Origin of the sequence: Stutzerimonas stutzeri (assembly GCF_000952685.1) — a bacterium.
GTDB classification, from domain to species: Bacteria; Pseudomonadota; Gammaproteobacteria; order Pseudomonadales; family Pseudomonadaceae; genus Stutzerimonas; species Stutzerimonas stutzeri_E.
The window spans coordinates 57,410-76,635 of sequence record NZ_JYHV01000014.1; the positions used below are offsets into that span (position 1 = coordinate 57,410).

17 protein-coding genes are annotated in these 19,226 nt (G+C 62.5%); 13 read left to right on the forward strand and 4 right to left on the reverse strand.

The window, feature by feature from the left end:
* Window positions 1–11: 11 nt before the first annotated feature.
* Window positions 12–1,196, forward strand: a complete 1,185-nt coding sequence (locus UF78_RS07095) for a thiolase family protein (RefSeq protein ID WP_045161731.1) — start codon at window positions 12–14, stop codon at window positions 1,194–1,196.
* An 81-nt stretch (window positions 1,197–1,277) separates the two neighbouring features.
* Here UF78_RS07095 and UF78_RS07100 read toward each other — a convergent pair whose 3' ends face one another.
* The gene (locus UF78_RS07100; RefSeq protein WP_045161732.1) at window positions 1,278–2,669 is read right to left on the reverse strand and encodes a class II fumarate hydratase; all 1,392 of its coding nucleotides are present in this window, start codon (window positions 2,667–2,669) and stop codon (window positions 1,278–1,280) included.
* 147 nt (window positions 2,670–2,816) lie between these two features.
* Between UF78_RS07100 and UF78_RS07105 the strand changes: the two genes are divergently transcribed.
* The 7 genes from UF78_RS07105 to UF78_RS07135 all read left to right on the forward strand — a co-directional run bounded on the left by UF78_RS07105 (window position 2,817) and on the right by UF78_RS07135 (window position 10,819).
* Window positions 2,817–3,341 (forward strand): DUF2059 domain-containing protein, encoded by a 525-nt coding sequence (locus tag UF78_RS07105; protein WP_045161386.1) that lies wholly within the window; start codon window positions 2,817–2,819, stop codon window positions 3,339–3,341.
* A 15-nt stretch (window positions 3,342–3,356) separates the two neighbouring features.
* Window positions 3,357–3,656 carry a BolA family protein gene (locus UF78_RS07110; protein ID WP_045161387.1) on the forward strand — a complete coding sequence of 100 codons (300 nt, stop codon included), beginning with the start codon at window positions 3,357–3,359 and terminating at the stop codon, window positions 3,654–3,656.
* 146 nt (window positions 3,657–3,802) lie between these two features.
* Window positions 3,803–4,738 carry a rhodanese-related sulfurtransferase gene (locus UF78_RS07115; protein ID WP_045161388.1) on the forward strand — a complete coding sequence of 312 codons (936 nt, stop codon included), beginning with the start codon at window positions 3,803–3,805 and terminating at the stop codon, window positions 4,736–4,738.
* 65 nt (window positions 4,739–4,803) lie between these two features.
* Window positions 4,804–5,436: a DsbA family protein gene (locus UF78_RS07120; protein WP_045161389.1), complete on the forward strand. Its 633-nt coding sequence runs from the start codon at window positions 4,804–4,806 to the stop codon at window positions 5,434–5,436.
* A complete protein-coding gene (locus tag UF78_RS07125; protein ID WP_045161390.1) occupies window positions 5,429–7,210 on the forward strand; it encodes an ABC transporter ATP-binding protein in 1,782 nt (593 codons plus the stop codon). Before UF78_RS07120 ends, UF78_RS07125 begins: the two co-directional genes overlap by 8 nt.
* A 160-nt stretch (window positions 7,211–7,370) precedes the next feature.
* Entirely contained in the window at window positions 7,371–9,320 is a 1,950-nt protein-coding gene (locus UF78_RS07130; RefSeq protein ID WP_045161392.1) for a methyl-accepting chemotaxis protein, read from the forward strand.
* Between the two features lie 182 nt (window positions 9,321–9,502).
* Window positions 9,503–10,819: an APC family permease gene (locus tag UF78_RS07135; protein ID WP_045161733.1), complete on the forward strand. Its 1,317-nt coding sequence runs from the start codon at window positions 9,503–9,505 to the stop codon at window positions 10,817–10,819.
* On the opposite strand, the gene UF78_RS07140 is transcribed toward UF78_RS07135, so the two are convergent.
* Window positions 10,820–11,860, reverse strand: a complete 1,041-nt coding sequence (locus UF78_RS07140; RefSeq protein ID WP_045161393.1) for a metal-dependent hydrolase — start codon at window positions 11,858–11,860, stop codon at window positions 10,820–10,822. It abuts the gene before it with no gap.
* Between the two features lie 135 nt (window positions 11,861–11,995).
* Between UF78_RS07140 and arfB the strand changes: the two genes are divergently transcribed.
* Complete coding sequence (gene arfB, locus UF78_RS07145; protein ID WP_045161394.1) at window positions 11,996–12,409, forward strand: alternative ribosome rescue aminoacyl-tRNA hydrolase ArfB; 414 nt, start codon at window positions 11,996–11,998, stop codon at window positions 12,407–12,409.
* Between the two features lie 109 nt (window positions 12,410–12,518).
* On the opposite strand, the gene UF78_RS07150 is transcribed toward arfB, so the two are convergent.
* Both UF78_RS07150 and UF78_RS07155 read right to left on the reverse strand, forming a co-directional pair.
* Window positions 12,519–13,829 carry an MFS transporter gene (locus tag UF78_RS07150; protein WP_045161395.1) on the reverse strand — a complete coding sequence of 437 codons (1,311 nt, stop codon included), beginning with the start codon at window positions 13,827–13,829 and terminating at the stop codon, window positions 12,519–12,521.
* 281 nt (window positions 13,830–14,110) lie between these two features.
* Window positions 14,111–15,001: a LysR family transcriptional regulator gene (locus UF78_RS07155; RefSeq protein ID WP_045161396.1), complete on the reverse strand. Its 891-nt coding sequence runs from the start codon at window positions 14,999–15,001 to the stop codon at window positions 14,111–14,113.
* 122 nt (window positions 15,002–15,123) lie between these two features.
* On the opposite strand from UF78_RS07155, the gene UF78_RS07160 reads away from it, so the two are divergent.
* From UF78_RS07160 to UF78_RS07175, 4 genes are all read left to right on the forward strand, one after another.
* On the forward strand, window positions 15,124–15,945 hold the full coding sequence (locus UF78_RS07160) for an FAS1-like dehydratase domain-containing protein (protein ID WP_045161397.1): 822 nt from the start codon (window positions 15,124–15,126) through the stop codon (window positions 15,943–15,945).
* A 132-nt stretch (window positions 15,946–16,077) separates the two neighbouring features.
* The gene (locus UF78_RS07165; RefSeq protein ID WP_045161398.1) at window positions 16,078–17,241 is read left to right on the forward strand and encodes an acyl-CoA dehydrogenase family protein; all 1,164 of its coding nucleotides are present in this window, start codon (window positions 16,078–16,080) and stop codon (window positions 17,239–17,241) included.
* 120 nt (window positions 17,242–17,361) lie between these two features.
* Window positions 17,362–17,778, forward strand: coding sequence for a VOC family protein (locus UF78_RS07170; protein ID WP_045161399.1), 417 nt, complete (start codon window positions 17,362–17,364; stop codon window positions 17,776–17,778).
* Complete coding sequence (locus UF78_RS07175) at window positions 17,775–19,127, forward strand: MmgE/PrpD family protein (protein ID WP_045161400.1); 1,353 nt, start codon at window positions 17,775–17,777, stop codon at window positions 19,125–19,127. The genes UF78_RS07170 and UF78_RS07175 overlap by 4 nt, the downstream gene beginning before the upstream one ends.
* Window positions 19,128–19,226: the final 99 nt, after the last annotated feature.

Consider the following 19,226-nt stretch of genomic DNA (forward strand, 5'->3'; position numbering starts at 1 on the left):
CGAGGTATGCCATGCGTGAAGTAGTGATCGTCGACAGCGTACGGACCGGCCTGGCCAAGTCCTTCCGCGGCAAGTTCAACATGACCCGCCCTGATGACATGGCGGCGCATTGCGTCAACGCGCTGCTGTCGCGCAACGGCCTGGATCCCAAGCTGGTCGAGGACTGCATCGTCGGGGCCGGCTCCAACGAAGGCGCGCAGGGCTACAACATCGGCCGCAACGTCGCGGTTCTGTCGAATCTGGGCATTCAATGCGCCGGTATGACGCTCAACCGGTTCTGCTCGTCCGGCCTGCAATCGATCGCCATCGCCGCCAACCAGATCGCCTCCGGCTGCAGCGACATCATCGTTGCCGGCGGGGTCGAATCGATCACCATGACGGCCAAGAGCAAGAACACCGACAACCTGTACAACCCTATCCTGCAGGAGCGGGTACCTGGCCTGTATCACAGCATGGGCCAGACCGCGGAACTGGTGGCGCGCCGCTACAACGTGACCCGCGAGCAGCAAGACCTCTATTCGCTGCAGAGCCAGCAGCGCACTGCACGCGCTCAGGCCGAAGGGCTGTTCCAGGACGAAATCGTGCCGATGAACGTCCGTTACTACACCGAAGACAAGAACACAGGCGAGCGCACCGAGCATGAGGGTGTGGTCGATCGCGATGACTGCAACCGCCCGGATACCACATTGGAAAGCCTGTCAGGCCTCAAGCCGGTGTTTGCTGACGACGGATCGGTGACGGCTGGCAACGCCTCGCAACTGTCGGATGGCGCATCGATGACGCTGGTGATGAGCCTGGACAAGGCCCTCGAACTCGGCCTCAAACCCCGCGCGTTCTTCCGCGGCTTCACCGTGGCCGGCTGCGAGCCGGAAGAAATGGGCATCGGCCCGGTCTTCTCGGTGCCGCGTCTGCTCAAGGCGCGCGGCCTGCAAGTCAGCGATATCGACCTTTGGGAGCTCAACGAAGCCTTCGCCTCGCAGTGCCTGTATTGCCGCGACACGCTGGAAATCGACAACGCGAAGTTCAACGTCAACGGCGGCTCGATCTCCATCGGCCACCCGTTCGGCATGACCGGCTCGCGCACAGCGGGGCACCTCGTGCGCGAACTGCAGCGCCGCAACCTGCGTTACGGCGTGGTGACCATGTGCGTTGGCGGTGGCATGGGCGCCGCGGGGCTGTTCGAAGCGGTGCGCTGAGTCTTCTCCGCAAGCGCCAACAAAAAACCCGCGCCAGATAGCGCGGGTTTTTTTATGGCTGATCGGCTCGCTGGTCAGCGTCTAGCTGCGACTGGATTCCAGCATGGTTTCCGGGCGCACCCACTGATCGAACTCTTCGTCTGTGAGATAGCCTAGCGCCAACGCAGCTTCGCGCAACGTGGTCCCTTCACCGTAAGCCTTTTTGGCAATCTCGGCTGCCTTGTCGTAACCGATATGCGGGTTCAGCGCGGTCACCAGCATCAGCCCACGCTCCAGATGCTCGGCCATGCGCGCGGCGTCCGGCTCCATTCCGACGATGCAGTGCGTATTGAAGTTGCGGCAGCCGTCGGCCAGCAGCCGGATCGACTCGAGCAGGTTGTGCACGATCACCGGTTTGAACACATTGAGCTGCAGATGCCCCTGGCTGGCGGCGAAGCCCACCGTCACGTCATTGCCCATCACCTGACAGGCGAGCATCGACAACGCTTCGCACTGGGTCGGATTGACTTTGCCCGGCATGATCGAGCTGCCCGGCTCGTTGGCGGGCAGCCGCACTTCAGCGAAACCGCCGCGTGGGCCCGAGCCCAGCAACCGCAGGTCGTTGGCGATCTTCATCAACGCGGTGGCCAAGGTTTTCAGCGCGCCGGAGAGAGCGACCAGCGGTTCATGCCCGGCCAACGCGGCGAACTTGTTTGGCGCTGAGACGAAGGGCAGGCCCGACAGTGCGGCCAGCTCGGCGGCGATCGCTTCGGCAAACCCGTGCGGCGCGTTAAGCCCGGTGCCGACAGCCGTGCCGCCCTGGGCTAGCTCGAACACTGCGGGCAGGGCGTGGCGAATCGCCTGCTCGGCGATATCCAGCTGGGCGACGAAGGCCGACAGCTCTTGACCGAAGGTCACCGGTGTCGCGTCCATCATGTGCGTGCGGCCGGTCTTGACCAACTGGCCGTGCCGCGCCGCCTGCTCGGCGATACCGCCAGACAGCTCGGCGATGGCCGGCAGCAGGTCGTGATGGACGGCCCGCGCGATGGCGATGTGCATGGCGGTCGGGAAACAGTCGTTGGAGCTCTGCGCGCGATTGACGTGGTCGTTGGGATGCACCGGGCTCTTGCCTCCACGCGCTCCGCCGGCGAGCTCATTGGCGCGTCCGGCGATCACCTCATTGACGTTCATGTTGCTCTGGGTACCGCTGCCGGTCTGCCAGACCACCAGTGGAAACTGGTCGTCGTGCTGGCCATGGAGCACCTCATCGGCCGCCTGCTCGATCAGGCGTGCGATATCCGGCGGCAGATCACCGATACGGTCGTTGACCCGCGCCGCAGCCTTCTTGATCAATGCCAGCGCGTGGCATACGGCAAGTGGCATTCGCTGATCACCGATGGCGAAGTTGATCAGTGAACGCTGTGTCTGTGCGCCCCAGTAAGCCTGTTCCGGTACTTCTACAGGACCTAGGCTATCGGTTTCGGTGCGTGTCATGCCGTACTCCATCTATGAGGTCTTCCTGTTAGGTCGTCAGCTGATGGCACTGGTTCAATGGGTAGCCTGACTGTTCCTTGAGCGATTGGAACTCCGCGCGCAGAATGTGTCCATTGAGCTCATCCATCGTTCGGCAAGGATCATCCAATGCGCGCTCTTCATACTTCCGGGCTTCGTGCCTTCGGCCTTTGTGGCGTCCTGTCGATCACACTGCTCGCGGGGCATGCCAGCGCTGACAGCCGCAGCCATGCGGCTCAGGCTGAGCGCTTTCTCGAACTGGTCAATGCCGATCGCATCGCGGTACCGGTATACGCCCAGGTTCAGCAGATGTTCGCCGAGCGGTTCGCCCAGACCCAGGCGCCGGAAAGCAAGCGAGGGTTGCTGGAAAGTTACCAGTCCAAGGCCGACGCGGCGCTGGATAAGGCGATCGGCTGGGAAGAGGTCAAGCCTGATCTGGTGGCACTGTACACCGAGACGTTCAGCGAGCCGGAGCTCACTCGATTGAATGAATTCTACGAATCCGAACTGGGCAAGAAGATGCTTACGCAGCTGCCGCAGCTCAACGCGCGTTCGGCGCAGGTGACCCAGACCAAGCTGCAGAATGCCGTGCCCCAAGTGAACAAATTGCTGGCTGAAATGACAGCCGAACTCGATACCCAGAAGAAGCCTTGAGGGAGCCTGTCAGGCATGTCCAAACTATTCGTCATTGAAAATACCCTGCAGGCAGCCCTGCAGCCCATGTATCTGCAGGTGCTGGATGAAAGCCACATGCACAGCCGTGGGCAGGAGACGCACTACAAGGCGGTGATCGTCAGCGAGCAATTCGCCGGCCTCAATGCGGTCAAGCGCCATCAGAAGGCGTACGCCGCCATGGGCGAACTGATGCAGCAGATCCACGCGCTCGCGCTGCACACCTATACCCCCGAGGAGTGGGCGAAGCAGGGCGCAGCACCGGACTCTCCGGTCTGCGCCGGTGGACACAAATAAGCGCTGAGCAACCCACCTGGCTTTCGCTTGGTGCCTGATGCGTGTTTATTGATAGAATGCGCGCCGCGCCGGCTCACGCCGGCGTTGTCGTTTTCGCATTCCCGGTCCGCCCTTTACGTGGGTGACCACTGGAGGAAATTCCCCGCATGACCCAGAACATCGTCGTCGCGGCGCTGTACAAGTTCGTCTCCCTGCCGGACTACGTCGCGTTGCGTGAGCCCTTGCTCGAAACCCTCAATGCCAATGGCATCAAGGGTACTTTGCTGCTCGCCGAAGAAGGCATCAACGGCACGGTTTCCGGTACCCGCGAAGGTATCGATGCGCTACTCGCCTGGTTTCGCACCGATGTGCGCCTGGCTGACATCGACCACAAGGAATCCTATTGCGACGAACAGCCGTTCTATCGCACCAAGGTCAAGCTGAAGAAGGAAATCGTCACCCTCGGCGTGGAGGGCGTCGACCCCAATCAGCGTGTTGGCACCTACGTCGAGCCGCGGGACTGGAACGCACTGATCGACGACCCCGAAGTGCTGCTGATCGACACTCGCAATGACTACGAAGTGGCCATCGGCACGTTCGAAGGCGCGATCGATCCACAGACCAAATCCTTCCGTGAATTCCCCGACTACATCAAGGCGCACTACGACCCGACCAAGCACAAAAAGGTCGCGATGTTCTGCACTGGCGGCATTCGCTGCGAGAAGGCCTCCAGCTACATGCTGGGCGAGGGGTTCGAGGAGGTTTATCACCTCAAGGGCGGCATCCTTAAATACCTCGAAGAAGTGCCGCAGGAGGAGACGCGCTGGCGTGGCGACTGCTTCGTGTTCGATAACCGCGTGACCGTGCGCCACGACCTCAGCGAGGGGGATTTCGACCAGTGCCATGCCTGTCGCACACCGATATCGCTGGAGGACCGGCAATCGGAGCACTACGCTCCAGGTATCAGCTGCCCGCATTGCTGGAATACGCTCAGCGAGAAGACGCGCACCAGCGCGCGCGAGCGGCAGAAGCAGATCGAACTGGCGCTCAAGCGCAATCAGCCGCACCCGATCGGCCACAACTACCGCAAACAAGGCGCGTAGCTAAAGCCGCTTGGGCCAGATGACGGTGCGCAGTTTGCGCTCCACCCGATAGAACCGGAGCCCCTATGCGCACCCGACTGATCTATGTGATGGACCCGATGTGCTCCTGGTGCTGGGGCTTCGCGCCGGTGGTGCAGGCGTTGATTGCCCAGGCGCAGGCTCAGGGTGTGGGTGCCGATCTGGTGGTCGGCGGCCTGCGCCAGGAGCGCATCGCCATGGATCAGGCCGGCCGTGAACGCACCCTGTCCTATTGGCAGGCGGTGCACGAAGCGAGCGGGCAGCCGTTCAACTTCGATGCGGGGCTGCCGGACGGTCTGGTCTACGACACCGAGCCCGCCTGCCGAGCGCTTGTGGCGGCGCGCAGTCTCGATCGGCAGCTGGTCTGGCCACTCGTTGGGCTGATTCAGCGGGCGTTTTATGTCGACGGGCGCAACGTCACGATGCCGCCGGAATTGGTTGATCTGGCTGAGGCGGCAGGCATACCCCGTATCGAGTTCGCCGACCGTTTCGACTCTCAGGCGGTGCGCGATGCCACGGCGGCTGACTTCGACTGGGCGCGGAACCTCGGCATCGCCGGCTTCCCGACCTTGCTTGCCGAGCACAACGGTCAGCTGGCGCTGTTGACCAATGGCTTCCAGCCGCTCGACGTGCTGTCACCTCTGCTGGCGCGTTGGCTGGACCATAACGCCCATGCCTGATCAGCTCAGCTGGGCGGAGATCCGCCGTCTCGCGCTGCATCATCGCAAGGCGCTGATCCTCGCCAATCTAGTTGCTGTGTTGGCAACGCTGTGCAGTGTGCCGATTCCCTTGCTGTTGCCGCTGCTGGTCGACGAGGTGCTGCTGGGGCAGGGCGATACGGCGCTGCAGATAATGGACAGGTTTCTGCCGACGGGCTGGCAGACGGCGATTGGCTATATCGGCCTGATGCTCTGCGCGACGCTGCTGCTGCGCGCCTCGGCGTTGATTTTCAACGTGCTGCAGGCGCGATTATTCGCGCGGCTGTCGAAGGACCTGGTCTACCGCATTCGGGTGCGGTTGATCGAACGGCTCAAACGTATCGCGCTGAGCGAGTATGAAAGCCTTGGCGGCGGGACGGTCGCCGCGCATCTGGTCACCGATCTGGAGACCATCGACAAATTCATCGGCGAGACCCTCAGCCGGCTGCTGGTAGCGCTGCTTTCAATTGCCGGTACGGCGGCGATCCTGCTCTGGATGCACTGGCAACTGGCGCTGCTGATCCTGCTGTTCAATCCGCTGGTGATCTACGCCACGGTGCAACTGGGTAAACGCGTCAAACACCTGAAGAAGCTGGAGAACGACAGCACCTCACTGTTTACCCAAGCGCTCACCGAAACCCTGGATGCAATCCAGGAAGTGCGGGCCGGTAATCGCCAGGGTTTCTTTCTTGGTCGGCTTGGGCTGCGCGCGCGTGAAGTGCGCGACTACGCCGTGGCCTCGCAATGGAAGACCGACGCCTCCAACCGCGCCAGTGGCCTGCTGTTCCAGTTCGGCATCGACATTTTCCGTGCCGCGGCGATGCTCACCGTGTTGTTTTCCGACCTGTCGATCGGCCAGATGCTGGCGGTGTTCAGCTACCTCTGGTTCATGATCGGGCCGGTGGAACAGTTGCTCAATCTGCAATACGCCTTCTATGCCGCCGGCGGCGCGCTCAGCCGCATCAATCAGCTGCTGGCACGTGCCGATGAACCCCAATATGTCGGCGGACAGGACCCGTTCGTGGGGCGGGACACCGTTGACATCGATGTTCGTGGGCTGCGCTTCTCCTATCAGGACGAACCGGTACTCGAAGGTCTGGACCTTTCGATCGCCGCGGGTGAAAAGGTCGCCATCGTCGGCGCCAGCGGTGGCGGAAAAAGCACCTTGGTGCAGCTGCTGCTGGGCCTGTATCAGCCGCAAGCGGGACAGATCTGTTTTGCTGGAATCGATATCAAGCACATCGGCCTGGGCACGGTACGCGACAATGTTGCGGTGGTGCTGCAGCACCCTGCGCTGTTCAACGACACGGTGCGCGCCAATCTGCTGATGGGGCGCGAACGCGACGATCAGGCTTGCTGGCAGGCGCTGGAGATCGCGCAACTGGCCGAAACCATCCGTCAGTTGCCGGCGGGGCTCGACAGCATTGTCGGTCGTTCCGGGGTGCGCCTGTCAGGTGGCCAGCGGCAACGGCTGGCGGTGGCGCGGATGGTGTTGGCTGAGCCCAAAGTGGTGATTCTCGACGAGGCGACCTCCGCCCTGGATGCCGCCACCGAATATGCGCTGCATCAGGAGCTGAACCGTTTTCTGCAAGGGCGCACCACTTTGATCATCGCCCATCGCCTATCTGCGGTGAAGCAGGCCGACCGCGTCTTGGTGTTCGATGGTGGCCGCATCGCCGAGCAGGGCGACCATCTGCAGCTGATCGCCGACGGCGGGCTTTACGCCAAGCTTTATGGGCATCTGCAACAGCACTGAATGGGTGTTCCTGAAAACCACTGCACGTTCTGGCGATTAGATGGCCTCATAGCTGGCTATTGGCTATCGACGCCTGGTTAAATCGCGCTGTTTTCGCGCTCAACTTTGGTCGATCACGGCCGACTTCATGACGTGCGCGTATTTTCAAGGGAATTCTCTGATGCAGTCTGTCGATATATTCACCAACCTTTCCGTGGGCAAAAAGTTGCTGTTCGGCTTTGCCATGGTGCTGCTGCTGACCCTGGGCGTCGCCGGTACCGGTTTCTTCGCCGTGGATTCGATTCTGATCCGCTCTTCTCAGACGAATCAGCTCGCCGCCATCAACGCCGCGATCCTCGCTGCGCGCGGTCAGGAGCGTGATTACGCCCTGACCCGCAGTGACGCATCCGCTGCGGCGCTGCGCGCCACGCTGGACCAGCTCAATCAACGGTTGGATGGGCTTTCCGCGATTTCTGATACTGACGAGCAGGCGTTGCTGCAGCGGATTCGAAGCGATGCAGCAGACTACGCTCAGCAATTCGACAACTATCGCGCGCTGATCGGCAAGGGCGTCGAGTTGCGCGGGAGCATGGGCGATGCCGCGCAGAAGAGTCGCGAGGAGTTCGAATACATCGAGCTGGACATGTACGACGCGGTCCGGGTGCTGCGCCTTGAAGGCGATCATCTGAAGGGCAGCGACCCGTTGACCCTTGCTGAAGCCGCTTCCGGCTTGACCAAGCGCATCCTCGATCTGCGCACATTCGAGAACGTTTTCCTCAGCAATAACGCCCAGGAGGCCGTCGATAGCTGGAACGAGACCTACGGCGATGTGACCAGGACCGGCGAAGGGCTGAAGACGTGGCTCAACGACGATCAGAAAGCCACCATGGATGGCGCACTCGCAGCGCTCGCCGCCTACGAACGGGCCTTTGCCGAGTTCCGTCGCAACCGCTCCGAGAGGATCGCCCTGGAAGGCACCATGGTCGCTCAGGCGCAGCGTGTGCTGGATACCGCCGACCAGGCTTTGGCGGGTGCCAACGAAGCGATGCAGGCTCAGCGCACCAGCGCTTACTTGCTGCTTGCAGTGATCACTGCCTTGGCCGTGATTCTCGGGCTGGGAGCGGCTATCGCCATCTCCCGCATGATCGTCCTGCCGCTACGCTACACCGTGCAGCTGGCGCAACGGGTCGCCGACGGCGATCTCACGCAGTCGGCTAAGGTCACGCGCCGCGATGAGCTTGGGCAGCTGCAGCAAACCATGTACGCCATGACGGAAAGTCTGCGTACCTTGATCGGCCGCATCGGCGGTAGCGTAGGGCAGATCGCCTCCGCCGCCGAGCAGCTGTCGGCGGTCACGGCGCAAACCAGTGTCGGTGTACAGAAGCAGCGTGAAGAGACGGATCAGGTCGCGACGGCGATGCATCAAATGGCCGCGACCGTGCAGGAAGTGGCACAAAATGCCGAGCAGGCGTCGTTGGCGGCACGTCAGGCTGATCAACAGGCTCGCCAGGGAGATCTGGTCGTCAAGGAAGCCATCGGCCAGATCGACAGCCTGTCCGGCGAAGTGGAGCATTCCGCGCATGCCATCGAAGAGTTGAACACCGAGAGTGGGCGCATCGGCAGTGTGCTCGAGGTGATTCGCGCGGTTGCCGAACAGACCAACTTGCTGGCGTTGAACGCGGCGATCGAAGCCGCCCGCGCAGGTGAGCAAGGCCGCGGCTTCGCCGTGGTGGCCGACGAGGTGCGCGCCTTGGCCCGTCGTACGCATGACTCCACCGAAGAGATCGAAGGCCTGATCGGCAATCTGCAGCGGGTCGCGCAGAAGGCCGTGGAGCAGATGCAGACCAGCCGTGAGCTGACCCAGCGTACTGTTGAATTGGCCAGCGAAGCCGGTATCGCACTCGGTCGTATCACCGACTCGGTGTCCACCATCGAGCAGATGAACCAGCAGATCGCCGCGGCGTCCGAGGAGCAGAGTGCGGTGGCCGAAAACATCACCGAGAGCGTAACCCGTGTGCGCGATATTGGTGAGCAGAGTGCCAGCGGTAGCGAGCAGACCGCTGGCGCCAGCGCCGAGCTGGCGCGTCTCGGTGTCGAACTGCAGGGAATGGTGGCGCGTTTCCGCACCTGATATCCGCGTCTTGTTGCAGCGAGGCCCCGATCATGTCGGGGCTTCGTCGTTTATGGCGCTGAACTCCTTCGAGGCTCCACCTATCTAGAACAGGAACGCGGCCCTGGTCGCACGCTGTGGAGATGCTCGATGAAGGTCGCGTCATTCCTCGCTGTCCGTTCCGGCGCCGGAGCGATCAGCCCATGAAAATCACTGCACGGGCCGCTGGCGAGTCTCGTCTGAAACAGGCGATCACCGGGCCGGCGCTGTTTCTGTTCATTCTCGGGGATGTCTTGGGCGCTGGCGTCTACGCGCTGGTGGGCAAGATTGCCGGCGAAGCGGGGGGCGCGGTCTGGGTGCCATTGCTGGTCGCCTTGGGGTTCGCGATGCTGACCGCGGCGTCTTACGCAGAACTGGTCAGCAAATACCCGAAAGCCGGTGGCGCAGCGGTGTTCGTGGAGCGCGCATTCGGCAAGCCGCTGCTGTCCTTTCTCGTGGGTTTCTGCATGCTCGCGGCTGGGGTGACCAGCGCCGCCGGGTTGTCTCTGGCGTTTGCTGGCGATTATCTGGGTGCCTTCGTCGATACACCGGCGGTGCCCACCGCACTGGCGTTCCTGGCCATCGTCGCGTTGCTCAATGCGCGTGGCATCAAGGAGTCGTTGGGGGCCAACGCGGTTATGACCGTCATCGAGGTGTCGGGCCTGTTGTTCGTCGTGGTACTGGCCGGCCGTTTCCTTTTGGGCGGGCAAGGTGAGCCGTCGCGCGTACTGGAATTTACGCCCGGTGTTTCGCCTGCCATTGCCGTACTGGGGGCGGCGCTGATCGCGTTCTATTCGTTCGTCGGTTTCGAGGTGTCCGCCAATGTCGCCGAAGAGGTCAAAGACGTTCGGCGCAACTATCCTCGTGCCTTGTTCGGCGCGCTCCTGGCGGCCGGGCTGGTCTACATGGGCGTCGGCATGGCCGCGACGGCAGTGCTTTCTCCGGCAACGCTGGCCGATTCATCCGCGCCTTTGCTGGACGTGGTACGAGCCACCGGTTATGCCGTGCCGGATTGGCTCTTCGCGGCCGTGGCGCTGGTGGCCGTTGCCAACGGCGCGCTGCTGACCATGATCATGTCCAGCCGGTTGGCCTATGGTATGGCCGACGAAGGGCTGCTGCCTGCGCCGCTGACCCGCGTTCTGCCAAAGCGGCGCACGCCCTGGCTGGCGATAATGGGAACGACCTTGCTGGCCATGCTTCTCACCGTGACCGGTACGCTGACGGCACTCGCCGAGACCGTGGTGCTGTTGCTGCTGTTCGTCTTCATGAGCACCAATGTGGCGGTGCTGGTGCTGCGCAAGGACAAGATCGCCGAGCCGCATTTTCGCACCCCGACCGTCCTGCCCCTGTTGGCGATCCTTTCCTGTGTGCTGCTGTTGTCCCAGCAAAGCGCGGGTACCTGGCTGCGTGCTGGGCTGTTGATGGCGCTTGGCGCCTCGCTCTACGGGATCGGCCACTGGCAGAAGCGGCGTCGACGCTAGTTAATGCCGATTCAGTTCCGCGGCCCACTCGGCTAACGGCAGGGCGGGTTGCTGCTGCCATATACGTTGCCAGATCAGCTCGAGCCGGCTCATATCGCCGCGCTCGGCGGGCAGCCGCTCGACGAAGGGGATCAACTGCCAGTCTTCGCCGCTGCGCTCGGCAAGGGCGAAGCGAAAGGGGTGAAAGCCGGTCATGCCGAGCCGTAGATCGGTCACCAGCAACTGACCGTCGATCTCGTCGTAACGCAGTACGCCGCCAGTGAACCACTGCAGCCGGGCATGTTGCGGCGAATCGCGCAGGACGTCGGCGAGCCGCGCGTCACGGTCGATGCGCACCAGCTCTGGCGGCTGGTCGTCGAACCAGCTCACCAGCGCTTCGTAGTAGTCGTCATCCTGGATGATGATCACGCGCCAGAGCAGGCTGTTGAACGGCGTGGGCGCGCTGTACAGCTGGTTCGCCTGGAGACCGTGACTGGCCATCGTCTTTTCCACGCGCTGCTCGGCCATCTGTTTGCCGGCTAGCGTGAAGGCCAGATACAGCGACGTCACGACCAAGGCCAGGACAGGCACGCGAGGACTGTGGCCCTTCAAGCCGACGATCGCCCCGGCCAGCACCGCCAGCAGCAGGGGCACGCTGTACATCGGATCGATGATGAACACGCTGGACCAGGCCACCGGCGGCGTGGTCAACGGCCAGAACAGCTGGGTGCCGTAGCTGGTGAAGGCATCGAGCAGGACATGGGTCACCAGCACCAGCCAGACCGTTAGAAACAGGCGCATGCCGCTGTAGCCCGGGTCGGGTCGTATTCGCCGGGCCAGCCAGGTTAATGCGACGGCGAGCAGGCTGAGAACGAACATCGAGTGGCTGAAGCCCCGGTGATAGGTCATGTCGGCGACGGCATCACCGTAGTCGATCACCACGTCCAGATCGGGCAGCGTGCCCAGTACTGCGCCATACAGCAGTGCCTTGCGGCCCTGCCAACGGCCAAGCAACGACGCTTGAACGGTGGCACCGAGAAGGGCCTGGGTAATCGAGTCCATGCGGGTTTCCATCGGCTGCGAGCACGCTACAGTAGCCGAACCGGCCCACTTGCAGCGGCTCAAAATCTTATAAAAACATGTCCGTGCGGCTTGGCTGATGGACAATACCCGCTCACCTCAACCAGCGATGGGCCGATGCTCGAGATATCCAACAGCGTGCAGCTAGCCGACAGCGAGATCGAACTGACCGCCATTCGCGCCCAAGGCGCGGGTGGGCAAAACGTCAACAAAGTCTCCAGCGCATTGCACCTGCGCTTCGATATCAACGCGTCCTCGTTGCCCGATTTCTATAAGGAACGCCTGCTGGCGTTGCGTGACAGCCGGATAACCGGGGACGGCGTCATCGTCATCAAGGCGCAGCAGTACCGCACCCAGGAGCAGAACCGCGCCGATGCCTTGGAGCGCCTCGCGGAACTGATCCGCAGCGTGGCGAAAGTCGAAAAGGCGCGGCGCCCGACGCGGCCGACGCTGGGCTCGAAAAAGCGCCGTCTCGAAGGCAAGAGCAAGCGCGGCGCGATCAAGGCCGGGCGCGGCAAGGTGGATTTCTAAAAGGAGCCGGCATTGTGGGCAGGCGCGGCGTGTGGGTACCTGCGGTTTGCCAGGATGGTGGCCTGGCGCTAACCGTCCGGGTACCGGCTGGCGCTGGCCTCGCCGTCATTCAATGGGTGCCGGTGCGTGGCTCGACGATGGTTTCCTCGGGCAGGTCGTCGTCGATGTCCGACTCGGTGGCTGCGGTCTCGGTGGTATCGCCCTCCGGCGTGTCCGGCATCAGCTCCAACACCGTGTGGCTGGTACGCAGCATCGGTGTGAAGTGACCGTGCGGCTCGGTTACCAGGTCGAACACCCGGCGTGAGCGGAAGTAGGAATAGATAGCCAGGAATGCCAGGGTCACGGCGAAGAATACCGGCAGCGCCTTGGGCCCGAAGACGCTCATCAAGCCACCAGCGACCACCGGACCGAAGGCGGCACCGAAGCCGTTGGCCAGCAGCAAGCCACTGGAGCCGGAGAGAATTTCGTCCGGGTGCAACTGGTCGACCATCTGCGCCACGGCAATGGAATAGATCGAAAAAGCCAGGCCGCCCCAGAGAAACATCATCCCCAACAGCAACGGGCCGGACGTCAGAGGTGTGATCAGGCCGCCGAGGATCGCGGCGATGGCCACGACCCAGAGCAGCACCAGGCGACGGTCATGTTTGTCGGAAAACAGCCCGATCGGCCATTGCAGCACGGCGCCCCCGAGGATGGTCACGCTCATCAGCAGGCCCACTCCGGATGCATCGAAACCGCTTTGCGATGCATAGACCGGTGCCAGTCCCCAGAAGCCGCCCAGGGTCAGTCCCGAGACCCCGGCAGCCATTAGGGGGAGTGGGGCGATTCGTGCCAGTTGCAGCAGGTCGGTAGCCGGCATGTCCGGTTGCGCGGGTTGCGCCTGGCGGGTCAGGGTGATCGGCATCAACGCAGCGCAAATGAGGATGGCCGCCAGCGCGAACAGGGTGAAATTCATCGGGCTGTCGAGGCTCAACAGCTGCTGGGCGGCAGCCAGCGCACCGAGGTTGACGGCCATGTACAAGGCGAATACCTGGCCGCGTTTTTCGCCACTGACCTGGGCGTTGAGCCAGCTCTCGATGACCATGTACAGCGTGACCAGGGCTACGCCATAGAGCAGGCGCAACACCAGCCACACCCAAGGATTGACGATCAGCACGTGCATCAGCACGGCGACCGATGCCAGGGCCGCGTAGAAGGCGAAGGTACGAATGTGGCCGACGCGGCGGATCAACGACGGTGCGAGCCAGGTGCCGACGAGGAAGCCGGCGAAGTACCCCGACATCAGCAGACCAATCATTCCGGTGGAATAACCCTCGGCGATGCCGCGCAGCGTTAGCAGCGTGTTCAGCAGTCCGTGGCCGAGCAGTAGTAATGCAACGCCGCCCAGCAGCGAGCTGATGGGGGCAAACAAGGACGTCATGGCAAACAACCCTAAGCAAAAAATCCGTGAGGGCAGGCGGCCCGGCCAGGGCAGCTTGCCGTTATAAGCTTCTGAAAAACCTCGGCTAATCCATCATTGATGGTTTCAACGCATGCAGCTTGGGCAGCGCTTTTGTCCGAGGATTCAACACGAGGCGCATTTTCCAGCGAAGCGCCTCAAACCGTTACGTCGATCGCGTCCAGCTTGCTGTCCCACGGTCGCAATTGCGGCTGGGTGCAGGTCCAGACTCGCCGTTGATGCGTAAAGCTTGGCTCAAACTTTCAGCTTTGTCCTGGTAGAAGCGTTGCGATTAGCGCACGAACGTTTCCCGGCAGGGCGTCTAGATCGCGAACCAGAATGCTGCGCTCGCGGATGGCCCAGGGTTCGTCGAGCTCGATCAGCGCCAGTTGCATGGTGCGGCTGTGACGGCGCGCGGACGATTCCGGAATGATACCGACACCGACTCCCGCCTCGATCATCCGGCACACAGCCTCGAAACTGGAGAGCTGGATGCGCAGTGAAAGGGTGCCGCCGAGCTTCTCTACCTGATCCCGAAGAAAGGCCAGTAATGTGCTGCCTTCATGAAGCCCAATGTGCTGATAGCTCAGCGTCTGTCGCAGCGTGACCCGTTTTTCCACCGCCAGCGGATGTCCGAGTGGCACCGCCAGCAGCAGACGGTCAGTGCTGAAATGCAGAATCTGTAAGCCTTCAGCCTGTACCGGCCCGGCAATGATGCCCATGTCCGTGCTGCCATCGAGCACGCCACGCACGATGTCACGGCTCAGCCGTTCCTGCAGGTCGACGGTTACACCGGGGCGCTGCGAGAGAAAACCGGCCAGTATCTCGGGTAGAAACTCGGTGACCGCCGTGGTATTGGCGAAGATACGGATATGCCCAGTCGAATCGGTGCTGTACTCGGTGAATTCGCTCTTGAGGTACTCCACCTGGCGCATGATCAGCCGGGCGTGTTGCAGCAGCTTGTGTCCGGCTGGCGTCAGTTCGACGCCCCGGCTGTCGCGATAGAGCAGACGGCTTTCCAGCTGACCTTCCAACGCTTTGATACGCGCGCTGGCGGCCGCCGGTGACAGGTGTGCGCGCCGCGCGCCCTGAGTCAGGCTAGGCGACTCGGCGATATGGATAAACAGGCGAAGATCGGCCAGATCGAAGTGCATTTTGAGGGACTCGGCGAAAGTTCGGCGTTCAGCATAGCCGAACGGTGGTTTTGTTAAATGCAGATTCTCGGAACGCCAGCTGAGTTGCATGCTACGGCGAAACAAGACAGCCGGAGCCGGTAATGACCGATGTAAATGCCTGGGTAGGCCGTACCGAAGAAGTGCATGACCAACTCAGCCGCAATCTGCTGATGCGCATTGCCGCGACTCTGGGAGAGCCGACTCCGGCCCATGGCGAGCCGCTGCCGGCGCTGTGGCAATGGTGTTTTTTTCAGGAACCGGTTGTTGAAAGCGGCCTTGGCGAGGACGGTCATCCGGCAAGAGGGGGCTTCCTGCCGCCGGCTGACAACCGCAATCGCATGTGGGCCGGTGGCCGTGTCGAGTTCATCGAACCACTCGCGGCGGGTGCCGAAGCCACGCGTGTATCCACCATCAAACAGGTCGAGGAGAAGCAGGGTCGCACCGGCGCGCTGCTGTTCGTCACTGTGCAGCACGACTATCTACAGGACGGGCGGCTGGCAATCCGGGAAGAGCAGGACATCGTCTACCGCGAACCCAGTCCGCCGAAGACCCGCAGCGGCGAGCCGATGGTAGCCGGCGATTGGCGTGAGGCGGTGACGCCGACGCCGACGCTGCTGTTCCGCTATTCGGCCGTTACCTTCAACGGCCACCGCATTCATTACGACTGGCCTTATGTCACCGAAGCCGAAGGTTATTCGGGGCTGGTCGTGCATGGCCCGCTGATCGCCACACTTAGCTTGCGTGCGTTCTGTCGCGCTCATCCAGAGGCACGTCTCAAGCGCTTTTCCTATCGCGGTCTGCGTCCGTTGATCGCACCACATCCTTTCGAAGTGGGCGGGCGCATCGTCGCGCCGGGCAAGGCCGAACTCTGGGCCGGCGATCACAAGGGCCTGGCGCAAAAAGCCGACGTGGAATTCGACTGAGTAACGAATCGTAGGGTGGATCGGGACGCGCAGTCGTCGCTTTTTACATCCACCGAAGGCCCTGGGCAGTGGATCGGTAAAGCGTGATCCACCCTCCGTCTGCCGCGACAACCAGAAGTAGTGAGAACCGAGATGACGCCGAACAAGAGCGAAGAACTGAATTTCATCCGTGAAGGCGTACGCGCACTCTGCGCCGAGTTCACGGTTGAATACTGGCGCAAGATCGACGAGCAGAAGGGCTTCCCGGAAGCCTTCGTCAGCGCCCTGACCGAAGCAGGCTGGCTGTCGGCGATGATCCCGGAAGAATATGGTGGCTCGGGGCTTGGCCTGGCCGAAGCCTCGGTCATCCTTGAAGAAGTGAACCGTTGCGGCGGCAACTCCGGCACCGTGCATGGGCAGATGTACAACATGTTCACTCTGCTACGAAACGGCAGCGATGAGCAGAGGCGTTACTACCTGCCCAAGCTGGCCAGCGGCGAGCTGCGCCTGCAGTCGATGGGCGTCACCGAACCCACCACCGGTACCGACACCACCAAGATCAAGACCACCGCGGTGCGCCAAGGCGACAAGTACGTGATCAACGGCCAGAAGGTCTGGATCTCACGCGTACAGCATTCGGATCTGATGATCCTGCTGGCGCGCACTACGCCGCTGGCCGAGGTGAAGAAGAAATCCGAGGGCATGTCGATCTTCCTGGTCGATCTGCGCGAGGCCATCGGCAACGGCCTGACCGTCCAGCCGATCGCCAACATGGTCAACCATGAGACCAACGAGCTGTTCTTCGACAATCTGGAGATTCCCGCCAGCAGCCTGATTGGCGAAGAGGGCAAGGGCTTCCGCTATATCCTCGACGGGCTCAACGCCGAGCGCACCCTGATCGCCGCTGAGTGCATCGGTGACGGTCGTTGGTTCATCGAGAAATCCGCCGCTTACGCTCGCGATCGGGTGGTCTTCGGCCGGCCTATCGGGCAGAACCAGGGCGTGCAGTTCCCCATCGCCGAGGCGCATATCGAGATCGAGGCCGCTGACCTGATGCGCTGGCGCGCCTGCGAGGAATATGACGCCGGGCTCAACGCCGGAGCGGCGGCGAACATGGCCAAGTACCTGGCGGCGAAAGCCAGCTGGGAGGCGGCCAACGCCTGCCTGCAGACCCACGGTGGATTCGGCTTTGCCAATGAATACGACGTCGAGCGCAAGTTTCGCGAGACCCGGCTGTACCAGGTGGCGCCGATTTCCACCAATCTGATCCTGTCTTACGTGGCCGAGCATCTGCTCGAACTGCCACGCTCGTTTTAACCGAGCCGAACGTAGCGTGGAAAACGGCGAAGCCTTTTCCACGCGTTTCGAACAGGCGACACGGTGGCGGAAAAGGCCTTACGACCATTTCCGCCAGAGGGCACGCGAAGGAGTCATGCCATGCAAATCGACCACCTCGACCATCTGGTCCTGACCGTCGCCGATATCGAGGCCACGCTGGACTTCTACACCCGCGTGCTCGGCATGCAGGTGGTGATTTTCGGCGAAGGCCGCAAAGCACTCTCGTTCGGTCAGCAGAAGATCAACCTTCACCAGGCCGGGCGCGAGTTCGAACCCAAGGCGGAACGGCCCACCCCTGGATCAGCGGATCTCTGTTTCATCGTCGCCACGCCGGTGGATGCAGTTGTTGCTCACCTCGAACGCCAGGGCGTAACGATCGTCGAGGGTCCGGTGCAGCGCACCGGCGCAACCGGGCCTATCCGCTCGGTATATGTGCGCGATCCCGATCTCAATCTCATCGAGCTATCCAACCGACTGGCCAATTCCTCGACCAACCCACTGGAGGCTGCGTCATGAGTCAGCATACCCAGGCGCTCACCGAATTCCTTGCCGGGCTGCGCTACGAGCAAATTCCCGATGCGGTGCTGGCGCGCACCGAAGACCTATTCCTCGACTGGTTCGGTTCAGCACTGGCCAGCGCGGGCTCGCATCCGATTCCGTTGTTCGAGAGTTATGCTGCCTGCATGGGCCCGGCTGATGGCCCGGCACGGATCTTCGTCAATCGCCGCGGCAGTTCTGCCTATTTCGCCGCACTGGTCAACGGGGCCAGCTCGCACCTCGTCGAGCAGGACGACCTGCACAACAGCTCGGTGCTGCACCCGGCAACGGTGGTGTTTCCCGCTGCACTGGCCGCCGCCCAGGATCTCGGCAAGTCCGGCCGCGAGCTGCTGCTGGCGTCGATCGCAGGCTACGAAGCCGGTATTCGCATCGGTGAGTTCCTCGGTCGCTCGCACTACCGGATCTTCCACACCACCGCGACCGTCGGCACCCTTGCGGCGGCCGTGGCAGTGGGCAAGCTGCTGAATTTCGATCAGCGACAGTTCAACCACCTGCTAGGAAGCGCCGGCACCCTGGCCGCCGGGCTCTGGGAGTTCCTCCGTGATGCTGCCGACTCCAAACAGCTGCATACGGCCAAGGCGGCCGCTGACGGTCTGCTGGCCGCCTACCTGACCGCCGACGGCCTGACGGGGGCGCAGGACATCCTCGAAGGCGAGCAGGGAATGGGGGCCGGAATGTCCAGCGATGCCGACCCGAGCAAGCTGTCGGACCGCCTCGGCACGCGCTGGGCGCTGGCGGAAACCTCCTTCAAATATCACGCCTCGTGCCGTCATACCCATCCGGCCGCCGATGCTTTGCTAGAGCTGATGCAGCGAGAAGGGCTCAAGGCAGAGGACATCGCCAGCGTCACCACCCGCGTGCATCAGGGTGCTATCGACGTGCTCGGCCGGGTGGTGGTGCCGCAGACGGTGCACCAGGCCAAGTTCAGCATGGGCACCGTGCTCGGATTGATTGCCCTGTACGGCAAGGCCGGGCTGACCGAATTCCATACTCACGCGCTCAGCGACACGCGTGTCGGCGAGTTTCGCGAGAAGGTTTCGATGCTGCTCGATCCCGAAGTCGATGGTGCCTATCCGTCGCGCTGGCTAGGCCGCGTGACGGTGCAGACCACGGACGGCCGCACCCTGAACGGGGCGATCGACGAACCCAAGGGCGATCCGGGAAACACCCTCAGCCGCGACGAGCTGGAAGACAAGTTTCGCCGCCTGGTGCAGTTCTCCGGTGCGCGAAGCGATGACGAGGCGGGCGTGCTGATCGACAAGGTCTGGCGGCTGCGCGAGCTGCAGCGGCTGGACGCGCTGGCCTGAATCGTAGGGTGGGTGATGGCGAGGCCTCACCCACCAGTGCAGCGCCAGCTTCGCAGAGAATTGAACCGACGCGTGGAAAAGGCTTCGCCGTTTTCCACC

Bases quoted from the DNA above. Each gene is read 5' to 3' on its own strand.
- UF78_RS07095 (WP_045161731.1), top strand. From the start codon at position 12: ATGCGTGAAGTAGTGATCGTCGACAGCGTACGGACCGGCCTGGCCAAG.
- UF78_RS07100 (WP_045161732.1), bottom strand. From the start codon at position 2,669: ATGACACGCACCGAAACCGATAGCCTAGGTCCTGTAGAAGTACCGGAA.
- UF78_RS07105 (WP_045161386.1), top strand. From the start codon at position 2,817: ATGCGCGCTCTTCATACTTCCGGGCTTCGTGCCTTCGGCCTTTGTGGC.
- UF78_RS07110 (WP_045161387.1), top strand. From the start codon at position 3,357: ATGTCCAAACTATTCGTCATTGAAAATACCCTGCAGGCAGCCCTGCAG.
- UF78_RS07115 (WP_045161388.1), top strand. From the start codon at position 3,803: ATGACCCAGAACATCGTCGTCGCGGCGCTGTACAAGTTCGTCTCCCTG.
- UF78_RS07120 (WP_045161389.1), top strand. From the start codon at position 4,804: ATGCGCACCCGACTGATCTATGTGATGGACCCGATGTGCTCCTGGTGC.
- UF78_RS07125 (WP_045161390.1), top strand. From the start codon at position 5,429: ATGCCTGATCAGCTCAGCTGGGCGGAGATCCGCCGTCTCGCGCTGCAT.
- UF78_RS07130 (WP_045161392.1), top strand. From the start codon at position 7,371: ATGCAGTCTGTCGATATATTCACCAACCTTTCCGTGGGCAAAAAGTTG.
- UF78_RS07135 (WP_045161733.1), top strand. From the start codon at position 9,503: ATGAAAATCACTGCACGGGCCGCTGGCGAGTCTCGTCTGAAACAGGCG.
- UF78_RS07140 (WP_045161393.1), bottom strand. From the start codon at position 11,860: ATGGACTCGATTACCCAGGCCCTTCTCGGTGCCACCGTTCAAGCGTCG.
- arfB (WP_045161394.1), top strand. From the start codon at position 11,996: ATGCTCGAGATATCCAACAGCGTGCAGCTAGCCGACAGCGAGATCGAA.
- UF78_RS07150 (WP_045161395.1), bottom strand. From the start codon at position 13,829: ATGACGTCCTTGTTTGCCCCCATCAGCTCGCTGCTGGGCGGCGTTGCA.
- UF78_RS07155 (WP_045161396.1), bottom strand. From the start codon at position 15,001: ATGCACTTCGATCTGGCCGATCTTCGCCTGTTTATCCATATCGCCGAG.
- UF78_RS07160 (WP_045161397.1), top strand. From the start codon at position 15,124: ATGACCGATGTAAATGCCTGGGTAGGCCGTACCGAAGAAGTGCATGAC.
- UF78_RS07165 (WP_045161398.1), top strand. From the start codon at position 16,078: ATGACGCCGAACAAGAGCGAAGAACTGAATTTCATCCGTGAAGGCGTA.
- UF78_RS07170 (WP_045161399.1), top strand. From the start codon at position 17,362: ATGCAAATCGACCACCTCGACCATCTGGTCCTGACCGTCGCCGATATC.
- UF78_RS07175 (WP_045161400.1), top strand. From the start codon at position 17,775: ATGAGTCAGCATACCCAGGCGCTCACCGAATTCCTTGCCGGGCTGCGC.